Below are 14,958 nucleotides of genomic sequence, written 5' to 3'. Positions count from 1 at the left end.
CGCCGATGACAGATTCGACCGATGATCCACTGCCGCTGCCTCCCGCGGAACGCGCCTCCCTCGCCGACGGGATCCGGTTCGCCTTCGGCACGCTGACCGTGCTCCCCGCACGCGTCACCCGCTGGGACCGGCCCGCCGCCCGCACCGGCATGGCCTGCGCCCCGCTCGCCGGCCTCGCGGTCGGCCTGCTCGCGGCCGTCCCCGGCACGCTCCTGCTCCTCCTCGGCGGCGGCCCGCTGCTCGCCGCGGCCGTCACCGTCGCCGTACCGGCCGCCCTGACCCGCGGCCTCCACCTCGACGGCCTCGCCGACACGGCCGACGGCCTGGGCAGCGCCAAGCCCGCCGAGGACGCCCTGCGGATCATGAAGCAGTCCGACATCGGCCCCTTCGGCGTCATCTCCCTGCTGTTCGTCCTGCTGATCCAGGTCGCCGCCGTCGCCGACGCGTACGCCGACGGCTGGATCCGCGGCGCGGCCGCCGCCGTACTCGCCGCCGTCACCGCCCGCCTCGCCATGACGCTGGCCTCCCGCGACGGCGTCCCCGCCGCCCGCCCCGAGGGACTCGGCGCGGCCGTCGCCGGCGTGGTCCCGCGCCGGGCCGCCGCCTCGGTCACCGCCGCCGTCGTCGCGGGGGCCGCCCTCGCCGCACTCCCGGCGGGCCCGCTCGCCGCCGCCCAGTACGCGGCGGCCGCCCTCGCCGGCCTGCTCACCGCCGAGCTCCTGCTGCGCCGCTGCCTGCACCGCTTCGGCGGGGTCACCGGGGACGTCTTCGGCGCCCTGTGCGAGGCCGCCGCGACCGCCGCCCTGGTGGTCCTCGCCCTCGGCTGAACCCCGGCGGCCCGTGCCCCGGGGCACGACCTACCCTGACCGTATGACCGCGCCCGCCGCCGGCCCCGCCCGCATCCGAGTCCTGCTCGCCGACGACCAGGCGCTGCTGCGCAGCGCGTTCAAGGTGCTCGTCGACTCCGAGCCCGACATGGAGGTCGTCGGCGAGGCCTCGGACGGGGCCCAGGCCTACGCCCTCGCGCGCGAGCGGGGGGCCGACGTCGTCCTGATGGACATCCGGATGCCCGGCACCGACGGCCTCGCCGCCACCCGCATGATCAGCGCCGACCCGGAGCTGTCGGACGTCCGCGTCGTCATGCTCACCACCTTCGAGGTGGACGAGTACGTCGCCGCGGCACTGCGCGCCGGAGCCTCCGGCTTCCTCGGCAAGGGCGCCGAACCCGAGGAACTCCTCAACGCCATCCGCGTCGCCCACGCCGGCGAGGCGCTGCTCTCCCCGGCCGCCACCAAGGGGCTCATCGCCAGCTTCCTCGCCCAGGGCTGCCACACGGAAGCCCCCGCCGCCGGCTCCGCCCACGCCGAACGGCTCGCCGCGCTGACCGGCCGCGAGCGCGAGGTCCTCGTACTCGTCGCCGGGGGACTGTCCAACGACGGCATCGCCGCCCGCCTGGAGGTCAGCCCGCTGACCGTGAAGACCCACGTCAACCGGGCCATGGCCAAGCTCGGAGCCCGCGACCGGGCGCAATTGGTGGTCATCGCGTACGAATCGGGACTGGTCCGGCCCCGCGCCGACTGACCTGCGGCGGAGCGCAGTAGGGCGGACTACTGCGGACGCGGTATGCCGCACACAAGGACGGCACCTGGGAGCGACGCAGCGCGCTCGCCGGGTGCGAAAGGCTGAAGGGCCCCCTCGCGAACGACCCAGCAGAGAGATCCCACACCCATGTCCTGGCTGTCCCGCTTCAGCCTCGCCCAGAGAGCGCTGGTCGGCCTCGTGTCGATCGTGGCCCTCCTCTTCGGCGCCATAGCCATCCCGCAGCTCAAACAGCAGCTGCTGCCCTCCATCGAGCTCCCGATGGTCTCCGTGCTCGCGCCGTACCAGGGCGCCTCGCCCGACGTGGTCGAGAAGCAGGTCGTCGAACCGATCGAGAACACGCTCAAGGGCGTCGACGGCATCACCGGCATCACCTCGACCGCCAGCGAGGGCAACGCCCTCATCCGCGCCTCCTTCGACTACGGCGACAGCGGCACCAAGCAGCTCGTCGCCGACGTCCAGCAGGCCGTCAACCGGGCCCGGGTCCGGCTGCCCGCCGAGGTCGACCCGCAGGTCGTGGCCGGCTCCACCGACGACATCCCGACCGTCGTCCTCGCCGTCACCTCGGACAAGGACCAGCAGGCCCTCGCCGACCAGCTGAACCGTTCCGTCGTCCCCGTCCTGGAGGACATCGACGGCGTCGGCCAGGTCAGCGTGGACGGCGTGCGCGACCTCCAGGTCACCATCACCCCGGACAACGCCAAGCTCGCCGCCGCCGGCCTCGACGGCGCCGCCCTCGCCGAAGGCCTCAGGGCGGGCGGTACGACCCTGCCCGCCGGCTCCTTCGACGAGGAGGGCAAGAACCGGACCGTCCGCGTGGGATCCGGCTACACCTCGCTCGCCCAGCTGGAGGACCTCCGGCTCACCGCGGGCCCCGGCAAGCCCGTGGCCCGCCTCGGCGACGTGGCCACCGTCAAGCAGGAGCAGGCCCGGGCCGACTCCATCACCCGCACCAACGGCAAGCCCAGCCTCGCCCTCGTCCTGACCATGGACAAGGACGGCAGCGCCGTCGCCATCTCCGACGCCGTCAAGGACAAGCTCCCCGAGCTGCGGGCGCAGCTCGGCTCCGGTGCCGAGCTGACCGTCGTCAGCGACCAGGGCCCGGCCGTCGCCCGTTCCATCTCGGGCCTGACCACCGAGGGCCTGCTCGGCCTCGTCTTCGCGGTCATCGTGATCCTGGTCTTCCTGGCCTCGATCCGCTCGACCCTGGTCACCGCGGTCTCCATCCCGCTGTCCGTCGTCCTCGCCCTGATCGTGCTGTGGACCCGCGACCTGTCCCTCAACATGCTGACGCTGGGCGCCCTCACCATCGCCATCGGCCGCGTCGTCGACGACTCGATCGTGGTCCTGGAGAACATCAAGCGCCACCTCGGCTACGGCGAGGAGCGGGAGGCCGCGATCACCACCGCGGTCAGGGAAGTGGCCGGCGCGGTCACCTCCTCCACCCTCACCACCGTCGCCGTCTTCCTGCCGATCGGCCTCGTCGGCGGCATGATCGGCGAGCTCTTCGGTTCCTTCTCGCTCACCGTCACCGCCGCCCTGCTGGCCTCGCTGCTGGTGTCGCTGACGGTCGTACCGGTGCTGTCCTACTGGTTCCTGCGCGCCCCCAAGGGCGTCTCGTCGGCGGACGCCGAGAGCCGCGCGAAGGCCCGTCGCGAGGCGGAGGAGAAGGAGGCCAACAGCCGCCTCCAGCGCCTCTACGTACGCGTCCTCGGTTTCGCCACCCGCCGCCGGCTGACCAGCGTCGCGATCGCGGTCGTCGTCCTCGTCGCCACCTTCGGGATGACCCCGCTGCTGAAGACCAACTTCTTCGACCAGGGCGACCAGGACGTCCTGACGGTGAAGCAGGAACTGCCCGCCGGCACCTCCCTGGCCGCCGCCGACGCGGCGAGCCGCAAGGTGGAGAAGGCCCTGGACTCCGTCGAGGGCGTCAAGGACCACCAGGTCACCGTCGGCTCCTCCGGCTTCCTCGCGGCCTTCGGCGGCGGTACGGGCACCAACCAGGCCTCCTTCCAGGTCACCCTGGACGACGCCGGCCGGTCCGACGCCGTCAAGCAGCGGATCCAGGACGCCCTCGGCAAGCTCGACGGCATCGGCGACACCTCCATCTCGGCGGGCGGCGGCTTCGGCAGCCAGAACCTGAGCGTGGTCGTCAAGGCCGGTGACGCCGGAGTGCTCGCCCAGGCCGCCGAACAGGTCCGCGCCGAGGTCGCCACCCTGAAGGACGTCACCGACGTCCAGAGCGACCTGGCCCAGTCCGTGCCCCGCATCTCGGTCACCGCCACCCCGAAGACCGCCGAGGCGGGCCTGGGTCAGGCCGCCCTGGGCGCGATCGTCGCCCAGGCCGTCCGCGGCAACCCGGTGGGCAAGGCCGTACTCGACAACACCGAGCGGGACATCGTCGTCCGCTCCGCGCAGCCGGCCGCCACCCTGGCCGAGCTCCAGGCGCTGCCGGTCGGCCCCGCCAAGCTCGGCGACATCGCCGAGGTCAAGGTCGTCCCCGGCCCGGTCGCGATGACCCGCATCGACGGCGCCCGCGCCGCCACCGTCACCGCCAAGCCGGTCGGCGACAACACGGGCGCGGTCAGCGCGGAGCTCCAGTCCAAGCTCAAGGCCCTGGACCTGCCCGAAGGGGCCACCGCCTCCATCGGCGGTGTCTCCGAGGACCAGGACGAGGCCTTCGCGTCGCTGGGCCTGGCCATGTTCGCCGCCATCGCGATCGTGTTCATGCTCCTGGTCGCGACGTTCCGCTCGCTGGTCCAGCCGCTGATCCTGCTGGTCTCCATCCCCTTCGCCGCCACCGGCGCGCTCGGCCTGCTCATCGTCACGGGCACCCCGATGGGCGTCCCCGCGATGATCGGCATGCTGATGCTCATCGGCATCGTGGTGACCAACGCGATCGTCCTGATCGACCTGGTCAACCAGTACCGGGCCCAGGGCCACGGCGTCGTCGAAGCGGTCGTCGAGGGCGGCCGCCACCGCCTGCGCCCGATCCTGATGACGGCCCTGGCGACGATCTTCGCCCTGCTCCCGATGGCGCTGGGCGTCACCGGCGAGGGCGGCTTCATCTCGCAGCCGCTCGCGGTCGTGGTCATCGGCGGTCTGGTCAGCTCGACCCTGCTGACCCTGCTCCTGGTGCCGACCCTCTACACGATGATCGAGCTCCGCAAGGAGCGCCGCCGCGACAGGCGGAAGTCCCGCCTGACGGTGGTCCCGGCCGCCGCCTCGACCCCGGACGACGACCCCGTCACGGTCTGACCCGCGGCCCGGCGCGCGCGGGTCCGCGTACGCCGAAGGGGCGCCCCCACCCGGGGGCGCCCCTTCGTGCTCCGCTCCGCGCGGTGCGACCGCTACGGCAGGGCGAGCATGCGCTCCAGCGCGAGCTTCGCGAAGCTCTCGGTCTCCTTGTCGACCTGGATCTGGTTGACGAGGTTGCCCTCGGCCAGGGACTCCAGGGTCCACACCAGGTGCGGGAGGTCGATGCGGTTCATCGTCGAGCAGAAGCAGACCGTCTTGTCGAGGAAGACGACCTCCTTGCCCTCCGGGGCGAATCGATTCGCCAGACGGCGGACCAGGTTCAGCTCGGTGCCGATGGCCCACTTGGAGCCGGCCGGGGCCGCCTCCAGCGCCTTGATGATGTACTCCGTCGAGCCGACGTAGTCCGCGGCCGCCACGACCTCGTGCTTGCACTCGGGGTGGACCAGGACGTTCACGCCCGGGATGCGCTCGCGCACGTCGTTCACCGAGTCCACCGAGAACCGGCCGTGGACCGAGCAGTGGCCGCGCCAGAGGATCATCTTGGCGTCGCGCAGCTGCTGGGCGGTCAGGCCGCCGTTCGGCTTGTGCGGGTTGTAGAGGACGCAGTCGTCCAGGGACATGCCCATGTCGCGGACGGCGGTGTTGCGGCCCAGGTGCTGGTCCGGGAGGAAGAGGACCTTCTCGCCCTGCTCGAACGCCCACTCCAGGGCCTTCTTCGCGTTGGACGAGGTGCAGATCGTGCCGCCGTGCTTGCCGGTGAAGGCCTTGATGTCGGCGGAGGAGTTCATGTACGAGACGGGGACCGTCTTGCCGGCGATCCCGGCCTCGGTCAGCACGTCCCAGCACTCCGCGACCTGCTCGGCGGTGGCCATGTCGGCCATCGAGCAGCCGGCCGCGAGGTCGGGCAGGACGACCTTCTGGTCGTCCGAGGTCAGGATGTCCGCGGACTCGGCCATGAAGTGCACGCCGCAGAAGACGATGTACTCGGCCTCCGGCTTGGCGGCCGCGTCCTTGGCCAGCTTGAAGGAGTCGCCGGTGACGTCGGCGAACTCGATGACCTCGTCACGCTGGTAGTGGTGGCCGAGGATGAAGACCTTGTCGCCGAGCTTCTCCTTGGCGGCGCGGGCACGGGCCACCAGGTCCGGGTCGGACGGCGAGGGAAGGTCGCCGGGGCACTCCACCCCGCGCTCGCTCTTCGGGTCGGCCTCACGGCCGAGCAGCAGCAGGGCAAGGGGCGTCGGCTGGACGTCCAAAGGCTGGGCGGTGGTCACGACACGCACCCTTTCTGTTCTGCGACAAGGATTTCTGGGACTGCGGGGGGTGTGATCGACACTTCTCGTCTATTTGACGCTATCTATCATAACTGCTTCACGTCACTTTGACGATGCCGATAGTGTCGATGTGACGAATTCGCCCCGTGCGGGGCACGCCACTCCACCGTTCCTCGTCGCGGGGTCCACCGGCCCGCCGGGGTGTGCGAGCATGAATTGAGAAAACGAGGCGCCGGACCCGGAATGAAACCGTGGTCCCGCTGGTTGCCACCGACGGCAAGAGTCCGACGTTTCCCCAGCCACCGGCGGGGAGCCGCCCACTTCGGGAGTGAATGCAGATGTCCGTACAGGACGACAAGACCACTGTGAGCGACGGCATCCTCCTGTCCGACGCCGCCGCCGAGAAGGTCCGTACCCTGCTGGAGCAGGAAGGCCGCGATGACCTCGCGCTGCGCGTCGCCGTCCAGCCCGGCGGCTGCTCCGGCCTGCGCTACCAGCTCTTCTTCGACGAGCGCTCCCTCGACGGCGACGTCGTCAAGGACTTCGACGGCGTCAAGGTCGTCACCGACCGCATGAGCGCCCCGTACCTGGGCGGCGCCTCCATCGACTTCGTCGACACCATCGAGAAGCAGGGCTTCACGATCGACAACCCGAACGCCACCGGCTCCTGCGCCTGCGGCGACTCGTTCAGCTAAGCCGCACGGCCAGGCCGTACGGCTTGACGTCGAAGGGCCCGGGCCCGGTCGTTTCCGACCGGGCCCGGGCCCTCGCGCGTCCTGCCGCCGCCTTCCGCTACTGGCGGGGGAGCGGCTTGCCCGACGTGGCGTCCACCACCTTGCGGTCGCCGAGCGGCTGCCGGAGCGTCGCCGTCAGGGCCATCTCCTGCGCGATCATGATGCAGGCCTGGTCCGGCTTGTTCGGCGTGTCCGTGATCTTCACCATCACCGAAGCCGCCTCCTCCCGCGCCTCCAGGGTGTAGGTGCTGCACACCCCGCCCCAGAAGTTCACGGTCAGCGTCCGGTCGGCCTGGGCGTACGAGAACCCGGGCACCGTGTGCGGCTTCGGCGCCGCCGGGGTGCCGGTGTCGGAGGCCGCGGCCGGCTGGACCACCGTACGGGCCGGCTTGCCCTGCGAGCCCGCCACCTCGAACAGCCAGGCCGGTACGAGACCCCGCCCGCCGTCGACCGTCCCCGCGACCAGCCCCAGTACGGCCCCCCGCACGCTCTCGGTCCGCGGCGGCTTCATCGGCCGCGGCTCCGGATTGCAGGGCAGGGTGTCCGTGGCCCCCGTCGGGGTGTCCGGCGTCAGCGGCACCGTCGTCGCGCAGCCGCTCGGGCCCGGGCCCGTGCCGTCGCCGCCGCCCTTGGCCGCCGCGTTGAGGCGCTCCAGGGCCTCGGCGGCCCCGACCACCGCCTGCTCGCCCGCGCGGACCGGGGCCTTCAGCTCCCCGCTGCCCCCCACGACCGCCCCGTCGGCCCCGACGCTGATCTTGCTGGACCAGCCCTGGGTCGGCAGGCCGCCCACCACCGGGTCGGCGCTCACCACCCGGACGGAGCCCTGGGTGAGCCGGGCGTCCACCTTGGCGTCGCCCTGCCCGGCCGCCGCGAGCACCGGCGCGGCCGCGGCCTTCGCCGCCTGCTCGGACACCGGCTCCGCGGCACCGGCGCCCCCGCCCTCCCGGGGGAGGGTGGCCGGGCCGCAGGTGTCCTTGCCGCGCACGCAGTCGTCCCCGACGCCGCCGCCGGCCTGGTACCGGGAGAAGGTCCAGGTGCCCGGGGCCTTGCGGGTCACCGTGAGCCGGGGCCCGGAGCCGTCGGCCGCCTCACCGGCCTGCCAGGAGTCGCCGACGAGCCGGGGCACCCCGGAGATGCCGAGGGCCTTCGCCAGCCGGGCCGCCTCGTCGGAGGTGACCTCCCCGGACGCGGCGAAGGAGGGCGCGGTGGCCGGACCGTCGGGCAGCTTCACGTCGGCCCGGTACGTCACCGGCCCGCCGGACGGGTCCGGCTCCCCGGGCGCGATGCCCGGGCCCGAGGGGGACCCCGCCGTGCGCGGCGCGACGGCCGCACGGTCACCCGTACGGGCGCCGCCGCCCGAGGCGTCGCCGTACGCCGTCGACGCCCAGTACGCCGTACCGCCGCCGGCCAGCAGGACGGCGGCCGCGATCGATCCGACGGCCCAGGCGGGCCGCCGTCGTGTGGCGCGTGATGTGTCGGGTTGTTCGCTGGTCACCGCATCGCTCCTTAGCGTGTCCCGCCCTACGTGATGCGGGTGTGACGCGCCGGCCGCGAAACCGGTTCCCTCGGTTCCCCTAGTGCTGTGGCACTAGTCGCCGTACGCGGCGGTGGCGGCGATCAGCCGGGCGGAGGAGGGCGGGACGCGCACGCCGTGGATCTGCGAGGGCGCCACCCGGCCCGGCCGGGGCTCCCGTTCCACGGCCCAGTGCGGGGCCATCCGCGCGCAGTCGCCGAGCAGCCGTGCGAAGCCGGGCCGCGCGTCGGAGGCGTGGTCCGTGTACCCGAAGCCATCGGTATAGGTCATGGGGGCACCGTATGGTCGCCATCCTGGGCGAAGGAAGTCCTACTACGGGGTAGTTTCGGGGGGTCGGACAGGGGGCGCGGACCGGGTAGCTTTGTATGTCACCCGCCGTCATCCGCAGGAGCATCCACGCCGTGCGCATCGCAGTCACCGGCTCCATCGCCACCGACCACCTCATGACCTTCCCGGGCCGCTTCGCCGACCAGTTCGTCGCCGACCAGCTCCACACGGTCTCCCTCTCCTTCCTCGTCGACAACCTCGACGTGCGGCGGGGCGGGGTCGGCCCGAACATCTGCTTCGGCATGGGCCAGCTGGGCAGCCGCCCGATCCTCGTCGGCGCGGCCGGCTCGGACTTCGACGAGTACCGCGCGTGGCTGGACCGCCACGGGGTCGACACCGAGTCCGTCCGGATCTCCGAGGTGCTGCACACCGCGCGCTTCGTCTGCACGACGGACGCCGACCACAACCAGATCGGCTCCTTCTACACGGGCGCGATGAGCGAGGCCCGCCAGATCGAGCTCAAGGCCGTCGCCGACCGCGTGGGCGGCCTGGACCTCGTCCTCATCGGCGCCGACGACCCCGAGGCGATGCTCCGCCACACGGAGGAGTGCCGCACCCGCGGGATCCCCTTCGCGGCGGACTTCTCGCAGCAGATCGCCCGGATGGACGGAGAGAACATCCGCACCCTGATGGAGGGCGCGACGTACCTCTTCTCGAACGAGTACGAGAAGGGCCTCATCGAGTCGAAGTCCGGCTGGACCGACGAGGAGATCCTCTCCAAGGTCGGCACCCGCGTCACCACCCTCGGCGCGCAGGGCGTCCGCATCGAGCGGGTCGGCCACGAGCCGATCCTGGTCGGCTGCCCCGAGGAGACCGCGAAGGTCGACCCGACGGGCGTCGGCGACGCCTTCCGCGCGGGCTTCCTGACGGGCCTCGGCTGGGGCGTCGGCCTGGAGCGGGCCGCGCAGATCGGCTGCATGCTGGCCACGCTGGTCATCGAGACGCTGGGCACCCAGGAGTACACGCTGGCCCGCGCCCACTTCATGGAGCGCTTCACGAAGGCCTACGGCGAAGAGGCTGCCGCCGAGGTCCGCGCGCACCTGGCCGCTGCTTAACGCAGCCCTCGCGCGGTGCGGCGCCGGGGCGCCGCCCTACCGGCTTCGCGCCGCTGAGCCGGCCTCCGGCCGTCGGGTGCGGGGCGGGGCCGGTTTCCCTGGTTGAGCCCGGTGGGCCGGGTGCGGGTGGTGGGCCGCTGCGCGGGCTTGGCCCCTGCCCGCCCTTCACCCGTTCTCAGGGGCGCTGCCCCTGGCCCCCCGGTACGGGCGCTTCGCGCCCGTCGCCTCAATCGCCGGCGGGGCTGGAATCCCCAGCCCCGTCCCCGGCGGCGTTCCGGAGGGATCACGCGTCGCGGCGGACCGCGTACGCCACCCCCGCGTCGCGGGGGGATTCGCCCAGGTAGGTGTGGCCGCGCATGGCGCACCACGCCGGGATGTCCAGGCGGGCCACCTCGTCGTCGGAGACGACCGTGACGGTGCCGCCGACCGGGACCGTGGCGATGGCCCGGGCCAGCTCGATCACCGGCTGCGGACAGCGCAGCCCCAGCGCGTCGACCTCCACGGCGTCGGCCACCGGGGCCACCGGGGCCGGTTCCGAGACGCCGAGCTTCTCCCGGACCCCCGCCACCGCGCCCGGCAGTACCTCCAGGAAGCCGTTGACCTCGTCGGCGGAGGTGCCCGGCGGCAGGGAGACCCGTACGTTCCCCTCCGACAGCACGCCCATCGCCCGCAGCACGTGACTGGGGGTCAGCGTGGAGCTGGTGCAGGAGGAGCCCGAGGAGACGGAGTACCCCGCCCGGTCCAGCTCGTGGAGCAGGGTCTCGCCGTCGACGTACAGGCAGGAGAAGGTCACCAGGTGGGGCAGGCGCCGGTCCGCGTCACCGACCACCTCGACGTCGGGCACCAGGCGGACCACCCGCCGGCGCAGCCGGTCCACCAGGATCCGCAGCCGCGCGGCCTCCGCGTCCGCCTCCGCCCGCACCGCCCGCAGCGAGGCCGCCGCCGCGACGACGGCGGGGAGGTTGACGAAGCCGGGGGAGCGGCCCGACTCCCTTTCGTCGGCGGGGCCTTGGGGGGAGAAGCGGACCCCCTTGCGGACGGCGAGCAGGCCGACCCCGGGCGGGCCGCCCCACTTGTGGGCGCTGGCCGCCAGGACGGACCACGCGCCCTCCACCCGGCCCCAGCCCAGCGACTGGGCGGCGTCCACCAGCAACGGCACCCCGGCGGCCGCGCAGACCTCGGCCACCTCCGCCACCGGCTGGACGGTGCCCACCTCGTGATTGGCCGACTGGAGACACGCCAGAGCCGTGGTCGAGCCGAGCGCGGCTTCGTATCCGGCGGACGACACCGAGCCGAGCCGGTCCACCGGGACCTCCGTCACCGTGCCGCCGGCCGCCGCGTGGGCGTCCGCCGCGTGGAGGACGGAGCTGTGCTCCACCGCGGATACGACCAGATGGCCGCCGACGCGCCGGCGCCCCGCGAGCACTCCCGCCATGCCCGTGTGAACCGCGTGCGTCCCCGAAGGAGTGAATACGAGCTCGTCGGCGCGGCATCCCACCGCCTCGGCCGCCGCCTCGCGCGCCGCGTCCAGCAGCAGCCTGGCCCGCCGTCCCTCCCGGTAGAGCCGGGCGGGGTCCGCCCAGCCCTCGTCCAGGGCGGCCTGGAGCGCCTGCCGGGCGACGGGATGGAGGGGAGCGGCGGACGCGGTGTCGAAGTACGGCATCCGGCCACGGTAGATGGTGGCCCGGCCGGGGGCGGGACCCCGCCCCGCGAGCGCGCCCCGGCCCGCCCGTCTCAGCCCCGGCCCCGCCCCGTTCAGGGACCGTCAGATGCCGCCCGGAGCCAGCCGTTCAGGGCCGTTCGGCCCGTCCCCCGTACGGCGGATCCATCCCTTCGGGGGCAGTAGCGGCGCGTTGGGCACCCTCCCCGCGCGACCCCAAATAGCGTCCAGTAGGGTTTGGTCCGCATAAACATCCAAACCCCTGCCTGCGTCAGGGCCGGCGACCGACCCGAACACGGCCGCGGCCGGCCGCGCGGGCCGAGACTCTCGGGAAGGCGCTACGTGAGTCCCTACGGCTCCGACCGCTCGCCGCGGCGCCCGATGCGGCGGAAGCTGCTGCAGGCGCTGACTGCGGGCGTGGTCCTGGCGACCGCCACTGGTTGCTCGTACACCTGGAAAGACTTCCCCCGCCTCGGAATGCCCACCCCGGTCACGGAGGAGGCGCCTCGCATCCTCTCCCTGTGGCAGGGATCCTGGGCGGCCGCTCTCATCACGGGCATCCTGGTGTGGGGCCTGATCATGTGGAGCGTCATCTTCCACCGGCGTAGCCGGACGAAGATCGAGGTCCCCGCGCAGACCCGGTACAACATGCCCATCGAGGCGCTGTACACCGTGGTCCCGCTCATCATCGTCTCGGTGCTCTTCTACTTCACCGCGCGCGATGAGTCGAAGCTGCTCTCCCTCTCCGCCAAGCCGGCGCACACGATCAACGTGATCGGCTACCAGTGGAGCTGGGGCTTCAACTACGTGGAGAACGTCGACGGCGATGCCGCGACCCCGAAGGCGGGCGAGACCCCGAAGGAACTCGCCTCCCTCCCGGACCGCTTCATCAAGGCCTTCCCCGCGGGCGCCGAGGGCGTCTACGAGAAGGGCGTTCCCGGCGACCGGAACCCGGACACCAACAACCCGGGGCCGACCCTCTACCTGCCCAAGGGCGAGAAGGTCCGCTTCATCCTGTCGTCGAACGACGTGATCCACTCGTTCTGGGTGGTGCCCTTCCTGTTCAAGCAGGACGTCATCCCCGGTCACACCAACGTCTTCGAGGTCACCCCGACCCAGGAAGGCACCTTCATGGGCAAGTGTGCCGAGCTCTGCGGTGTCGACCACTCCCGCATGCTCTTCAACGTGAAGGTCGTCTCCCCCGCGGAGTACAAGGCTCACCTGAAGCAGCTGGCGGAGAAGGGGCAGACCGGCTTCCTGCCGGCCGGCATCAAGCAGACTGACCCCGCCCGGAATGCGGAGACGAACAAACTGTGAGCATCCTCAACGAATCCCAGGGTGCCGCCGCAGCTGACTCGTACGAGAACGAGCTGCCGGTGCGGCGCAAGCAGCCGGGCAACGTGGTCGTGAAGTGGCTCACCACCACCGACCACAAGACCATCGGCACGATGTACCTGGTCACCTCGTTCGTGTTCTTCATCATCGGCGGTCTGCTGGCGCTCTTCATGCGCGCCGAGCTGGCCCGTCCGGGCACGCAGATCATGTCGAACGAGCAGTTCAACCAGGCGTTCACCATGCATGGCACGATCATGCTGCTGATGTTCGCCACCCCGCTGTTCGCGGGCTTCGCCAACTGGATCATGCCGCTGCAGATCGGCGCGCCCGACGTGGCGTTCCCGCGGCTGAACATGTTCGCGTACTGGCTGTACCTCTTCGGCTCGACCATCGCGGTGGCCGGCTTCGTGACGCCGAACGGCGCCGCCGACTTCGGCTGGTTCGCCTACTCCCCGCTGTCGGACGCCGTCCGTTCGCCGGGCATCGGCGCCGACATGTGGATCATGGGTCTGGCCTTCTCCGGCTTCGGCACGATCCTCGGCTCGGTCAACTTCATCACCACGATCATCTGCATGCGCGCTCCGGGCATGACGATGTTCCGCATGCCGATCTTCACCTGGAACGTGCTGCTGACCGGTGTCCTGGTCCTGCTCGCCTTCCCGGTCCTCGCCGCCGCGCTCTTCGCGCTGGAGGCCGACCGCAAGTTCGGCGCGCACGTCTTCGACGCGGCCAATGGCGGCGCACTGCTGTGGCAGCACCTCTTCTGGTTCTTCGGACACCCAGAGGTGTACATCATCGCGCTGCCGTTCTTCGGCATCATCTCCGAGGTCATCCCGGTCTTCTCGCGCAAGCCGATGTTCGGTTACATCGGTCTGATCGCCGCGACGATCGCGATCGCCGGCCTCTCGGTGACCGTGTGGGCCCACCACATGTACGTCACCGGCGGTGTGCTGCTGCCGTTCTTCTCCTTCATGACCTTCCTGATCGCGGTCCCGACCGGTGTGAAGTTCTTCAACTGGATCGGCACCATGTGGAAGGGCTCGCTGTCCTTCGAGACCCCGATGCTCTGGGCCGTCGGCTTCCTGATCACCTTCACCTTCGGTGGTCTGACCGGCGTCATCCTGGCCTCGCCCCCGATGGACTTCCACGTCTCCGACTCGTACTTCGTCGTCGCGCACTTCCACTACGTCATCTTCGGCACCGTGGTCTTCGCGATGTTCTCCGGCTTCCACTTCTGGTGGCCGAAGTTCACGGGCAAGATGCTGGACGAGCGCCTCGGCAAGATCACCTTCTGGACGCTGTTCATCGGCTTCCACGGCACCTTCCTGGTGCAGCACTGGCTGGGCGCCGAGGGCATGCCGCGTCGTTACGCGGACTACCTCGCGGCCGACGGCTTCACCGCGCTGAACACGATCTCCACGATCAGCTCGTTCCTGCTGGGCCTGTCGATGCTTCCCTTCATGTACAACGTCTGGAAGACGGCGAAGTACGGCAAGAAGATCGAGGTCGACGACCCGTGGGGCTACGGCCGTTCGCTCGAGTGGGCGACGTCCTGCCCGCCGCCGCGGCACAACTTCCTCACCCTGCCGCGCATCCGCAGTGAATCGCCGGCGTTCGACCTGCACCACCCGGAGATCGCGGCCCTCGACCACCTCGAGGACCACGCCCCGGCGAAGGCCGTCACCGGTGGCAAGGAGGCCGGCAAGTGAAGATCCAGGGCAAGATGTTCCTCTGGCTCTCCGTCTTCATCCTGATCATGACCGTCGTGTACGGCGTCTGGTCCAAGGAGCCGGTCGGAACCACCGCTCTCGCGCTGTCCTTCGGCCTGAGCGCCATGATCGGCTACTACCTGGCCTTCACGGCCAAGCGCGTGGACGAGATGGCCCAGGACAACCTGGAGGCCGACGTCGCCGACGAGGCGGGCGAGCTGGGGTTCTTCTCCCCGCACAGCTGGCAGCCGCTCTCGCTGGCCATCGGTGGCGCGCTCGCGTTCATGGGCGTCATCTTCGGCTGGTGGCTCATGTACTTCTCGGCCCCGATCATCCTGATCGGCCTGTGGGGCTGGGTGTACGAGTACTACCGCGGTGAGAACCAGAACCAGTAACGCCGGCATGCGGCACCGCACCGCGGCCCGCCGCGGTGCCTGAGGGGCCCGGACACCTTTTCGGAGGAGTCCGGGCCCCTC

12 protein-coding genes are annotated in these 14,958 nt (G+C 71.5%); 8 read left to right on the top strand and 4 right to left on the bottom strand.

Features of this window, described 5'->3' with window-relative positions; translation table 11 throughout:
- Positions 1 to 5: 5 nt before the first annotated feature.
- The 3 genes from AC069X_RS12770 (at position 6) to AC069X_RS12760 (ending at position 4,857) form a co-directional block, all read left to right on the top strand.
- On the top strand, positions 6 to 827 hold the full coding sequence (locus AC069X_RS12770; RefSeq protein WP_478727909.1) for an adenosylcobinamide-GDP ribazoletransferase: 822 nt from the start codon (positions 6 to 8) through the stop codon (positions 825 to 827).
- Positions 828 to 870: 43 nt separating this feature from the next.
- Positions 871 to 1,581 (top strand): response regulator, encoded by a 711-nt coding sequence (locus tag AC069X_RS12765; RefSeq protein ID WP_478727907.1) that lies wholly within the window; start codon positions 871 to 873, stop codon positions 1,579 to 1,581.
- Between the two features lie 147 nt (positions 1,582 to 1,728).
- Positions 1,729 to 4,857 (top strand): efflux RND transporter permease subunit, encoded by a 3,129-nt coding sequence (locus AC069X_RS12760; protein WP_478727905.1) that lies wholly within the window; start codon positions 1,729 to 1,731, stop codon positions 4,855 to 4,857.
- 92 nt (positions 4,858 to 4,949) lie between these two features.
- Here AC069X_RS12760 and nadA read toward each other — a convergent pair whose 3' ends face one another.
- Entirely contained in the window at positions 4,950 to 6,128 is a 1,179-nt protein-coding gene (gene nadA, locus AC069X_RS12755; protein WP_478727904.1) for a quinolinate synthase NadA, read from the bottom strand.
- A gap of 338 nt (positions 6,129 to 6,466) precedes the next feature.
- On the opposite strand from nadA, the gene AC069X_RS12750 reads away from it, so the two are divergent.
- Entirely contained in the window at positions 6,467 to 6,823 is a 357-nt protein-coding gene (locus AC069X_RS12750) for a HesB/IscA family protein (RefSeq protein ID WP_030029080.1), read from the top strand.
- A 97-nt stretch (positions 6,824 to 6,920) separates the two neighbouring features.
- On the opposite strand, the gene AC069X_RS12745 is transcribed toward AC069X_RS12750, so the two are convergent.
- Together AC069X_RS12745 and AC069X_RS12740 are read right to left on the bottom strand one after the other, a co-directional pair.
- The gene (locus tag AC069X_RS12745) at positions 6,921 to 8,357 is read right to left on the bottom strand and encodes a hypothetical protein (RefSeq protein ID WP_478727902.1); all 1,437 of its coding nucleotides are present in this window, start codon (positions 8,355 to 8,357) and stop codon (positions 6,921 to 6,923) included.
- A gap of 93 nt (positions 8,358 to 8,450) precedes the next feature.
- Positions 8,451 to 8,666, bottom strand: a complete 216-nt coding sequence (locus AC069X_RS12740; protein ID WP_478727901.1) for a hypothetical protein — start codon at positions 8,664 to 8,666, stop codon at positions 8,451 to 8,453.
- A 131-nt stretch (positions 8,667 to 8,797) separates the two neighbouring features.
- On the opposite strand from AC069X_RS12740, the gene AC069X_RS12735 reads away from it, so the two are divergent.
- Complete coding sequence (locus AC069X_RS12735; protein WP_478727899.1) at positions 8,798 to 9,778, top strand: carbohydrate kinase family protein; 981 nt, start codon at positions 8,798 to 8,800, stop codon at positions 9,776 to 9,778.
- A gap of 283 nt (positions 9,779 to 10,061) precedes the next feature.
- On the opposite strand, the gene AC069X_RS12730 is transcribed toward AC069X_RS12735, so the two are convergent.
- Complete coding sequence (locus tag AC069X_RS12730) at positions 10,062 to 11,441, bottom strand: aminotransferase class V-fold PLP-dependent enzyme (RefSeq protein WP_478727897.1); 1,380 nt, start codon at positions 11,439 to 11,441, stop codon at positions 10,062 to 10,064.
- Positions 11,442 to 11,780: 339 nt separating this feature from the next.
- On the opposite strand from AC069X_RS12730, the gene ctaC reads away from it, so the two are divergent.
- Genes ctaC through AC069X_RS12715 form a run of 3 tightly spaced genes read left to right on the top strand, consistent with a single transcriptional unit; the run spans position 11,781 to position 14,877 of the window.
- A complete protein-coding gene (gene ctaC / locus AC069X_RS12725) occupies positions 11,781 to 12,755 on the top strand; it encodes an aa3-type cytochrome oxidase subunit II (protein WP_478727895.1) in 975 nt (324 codons plus the stop codon).
- Positions 12,752 to 14,482: an aa3-type cytochrome oxidase subunit I gene (ctaD, locus tag AC069X_RS12720; RefSeq protein WP_478727893.1), complete on the top strand. Its 1,731-nt coding sequence runs from the start codon at positions 12,752 to 12,754 to the stop codon at positions 14,480 to 14,482. Before ctaC ends, ctaD begins: the two co-directional genes overlap by 4 nt.
- Positions 14,479 to 14,877 carry a cytochrome c oxidase subunit 4 gene (locus tag AC069X_RS12715; RefSeq protein WP_385769071.1) on the top strand — a complete coding sequence of 133 codons (399 nt, stop codon included), beginning with the start codon at positions 14,479 to 14,481 and terminating at the stop codon, positions 14,875 to 14,877. Before ctaD ends, AC069X_RS12715 begins: the two co-directional genes overlap by 4 nt.
- Positions 14,878 to 14,958: the final 81 nt, after the last annotated feature.

It is taken from the genome of Streptomyces sp. NPDC043896, assembly GCF_056435605.1.
Note: the sequence above shows the minus strand (reverse complement) of the source record. Positions and strands in the feature narration are given on the sequence as shown.

Excerpts from the sequence above, each read along its gene's own strand:
- AC069X_RS12765 (WP_478727907.1), top strand. The coding sequence starts at position 871 with ATGACCGCGCCCGCCGCCGGCCCCGCCCGCATCCGAGTCCTGCTCGCC.
- AC069X_RS12740 (WP_478727901.1), bottom strand. The coding sequence starts at position 8,666 with ATGACCTATACCGATGGCTTCGGGTACACGGACCACGCCTCCGACGCG.
- AC069X_RS12770 (WP_478727909.1), top strand. The coding sequence starts at position 6 with ATGACAGATTCGACCGATGATCCACTGCCGCTGCCTCCCGCGGAACGC.
- AC069X_RS12760 (WP_478727905.1), top strand. The coding sequence starts at position 1,729 with ATGTCCTGGCTGTCCCGCTTCAGCCTCGCCCAGAGAGCGCTGGTCGGC.
- AC069X_RS12730 (WP_478727897.1), bottom strand. The coding sequence starts at position 11,441 with ATGCCGTACTTCGACACCGCGTCCGCCGCTCCCCTCCATCCCGTCGCC.
- AC069X_RS12750 (WP_030029080.1), top strand. The coding sequence starts at position 6,467 with ATGTCCGTACAGGACGACAAGACCACTGTGAGCGACGGCATCCTCCTG.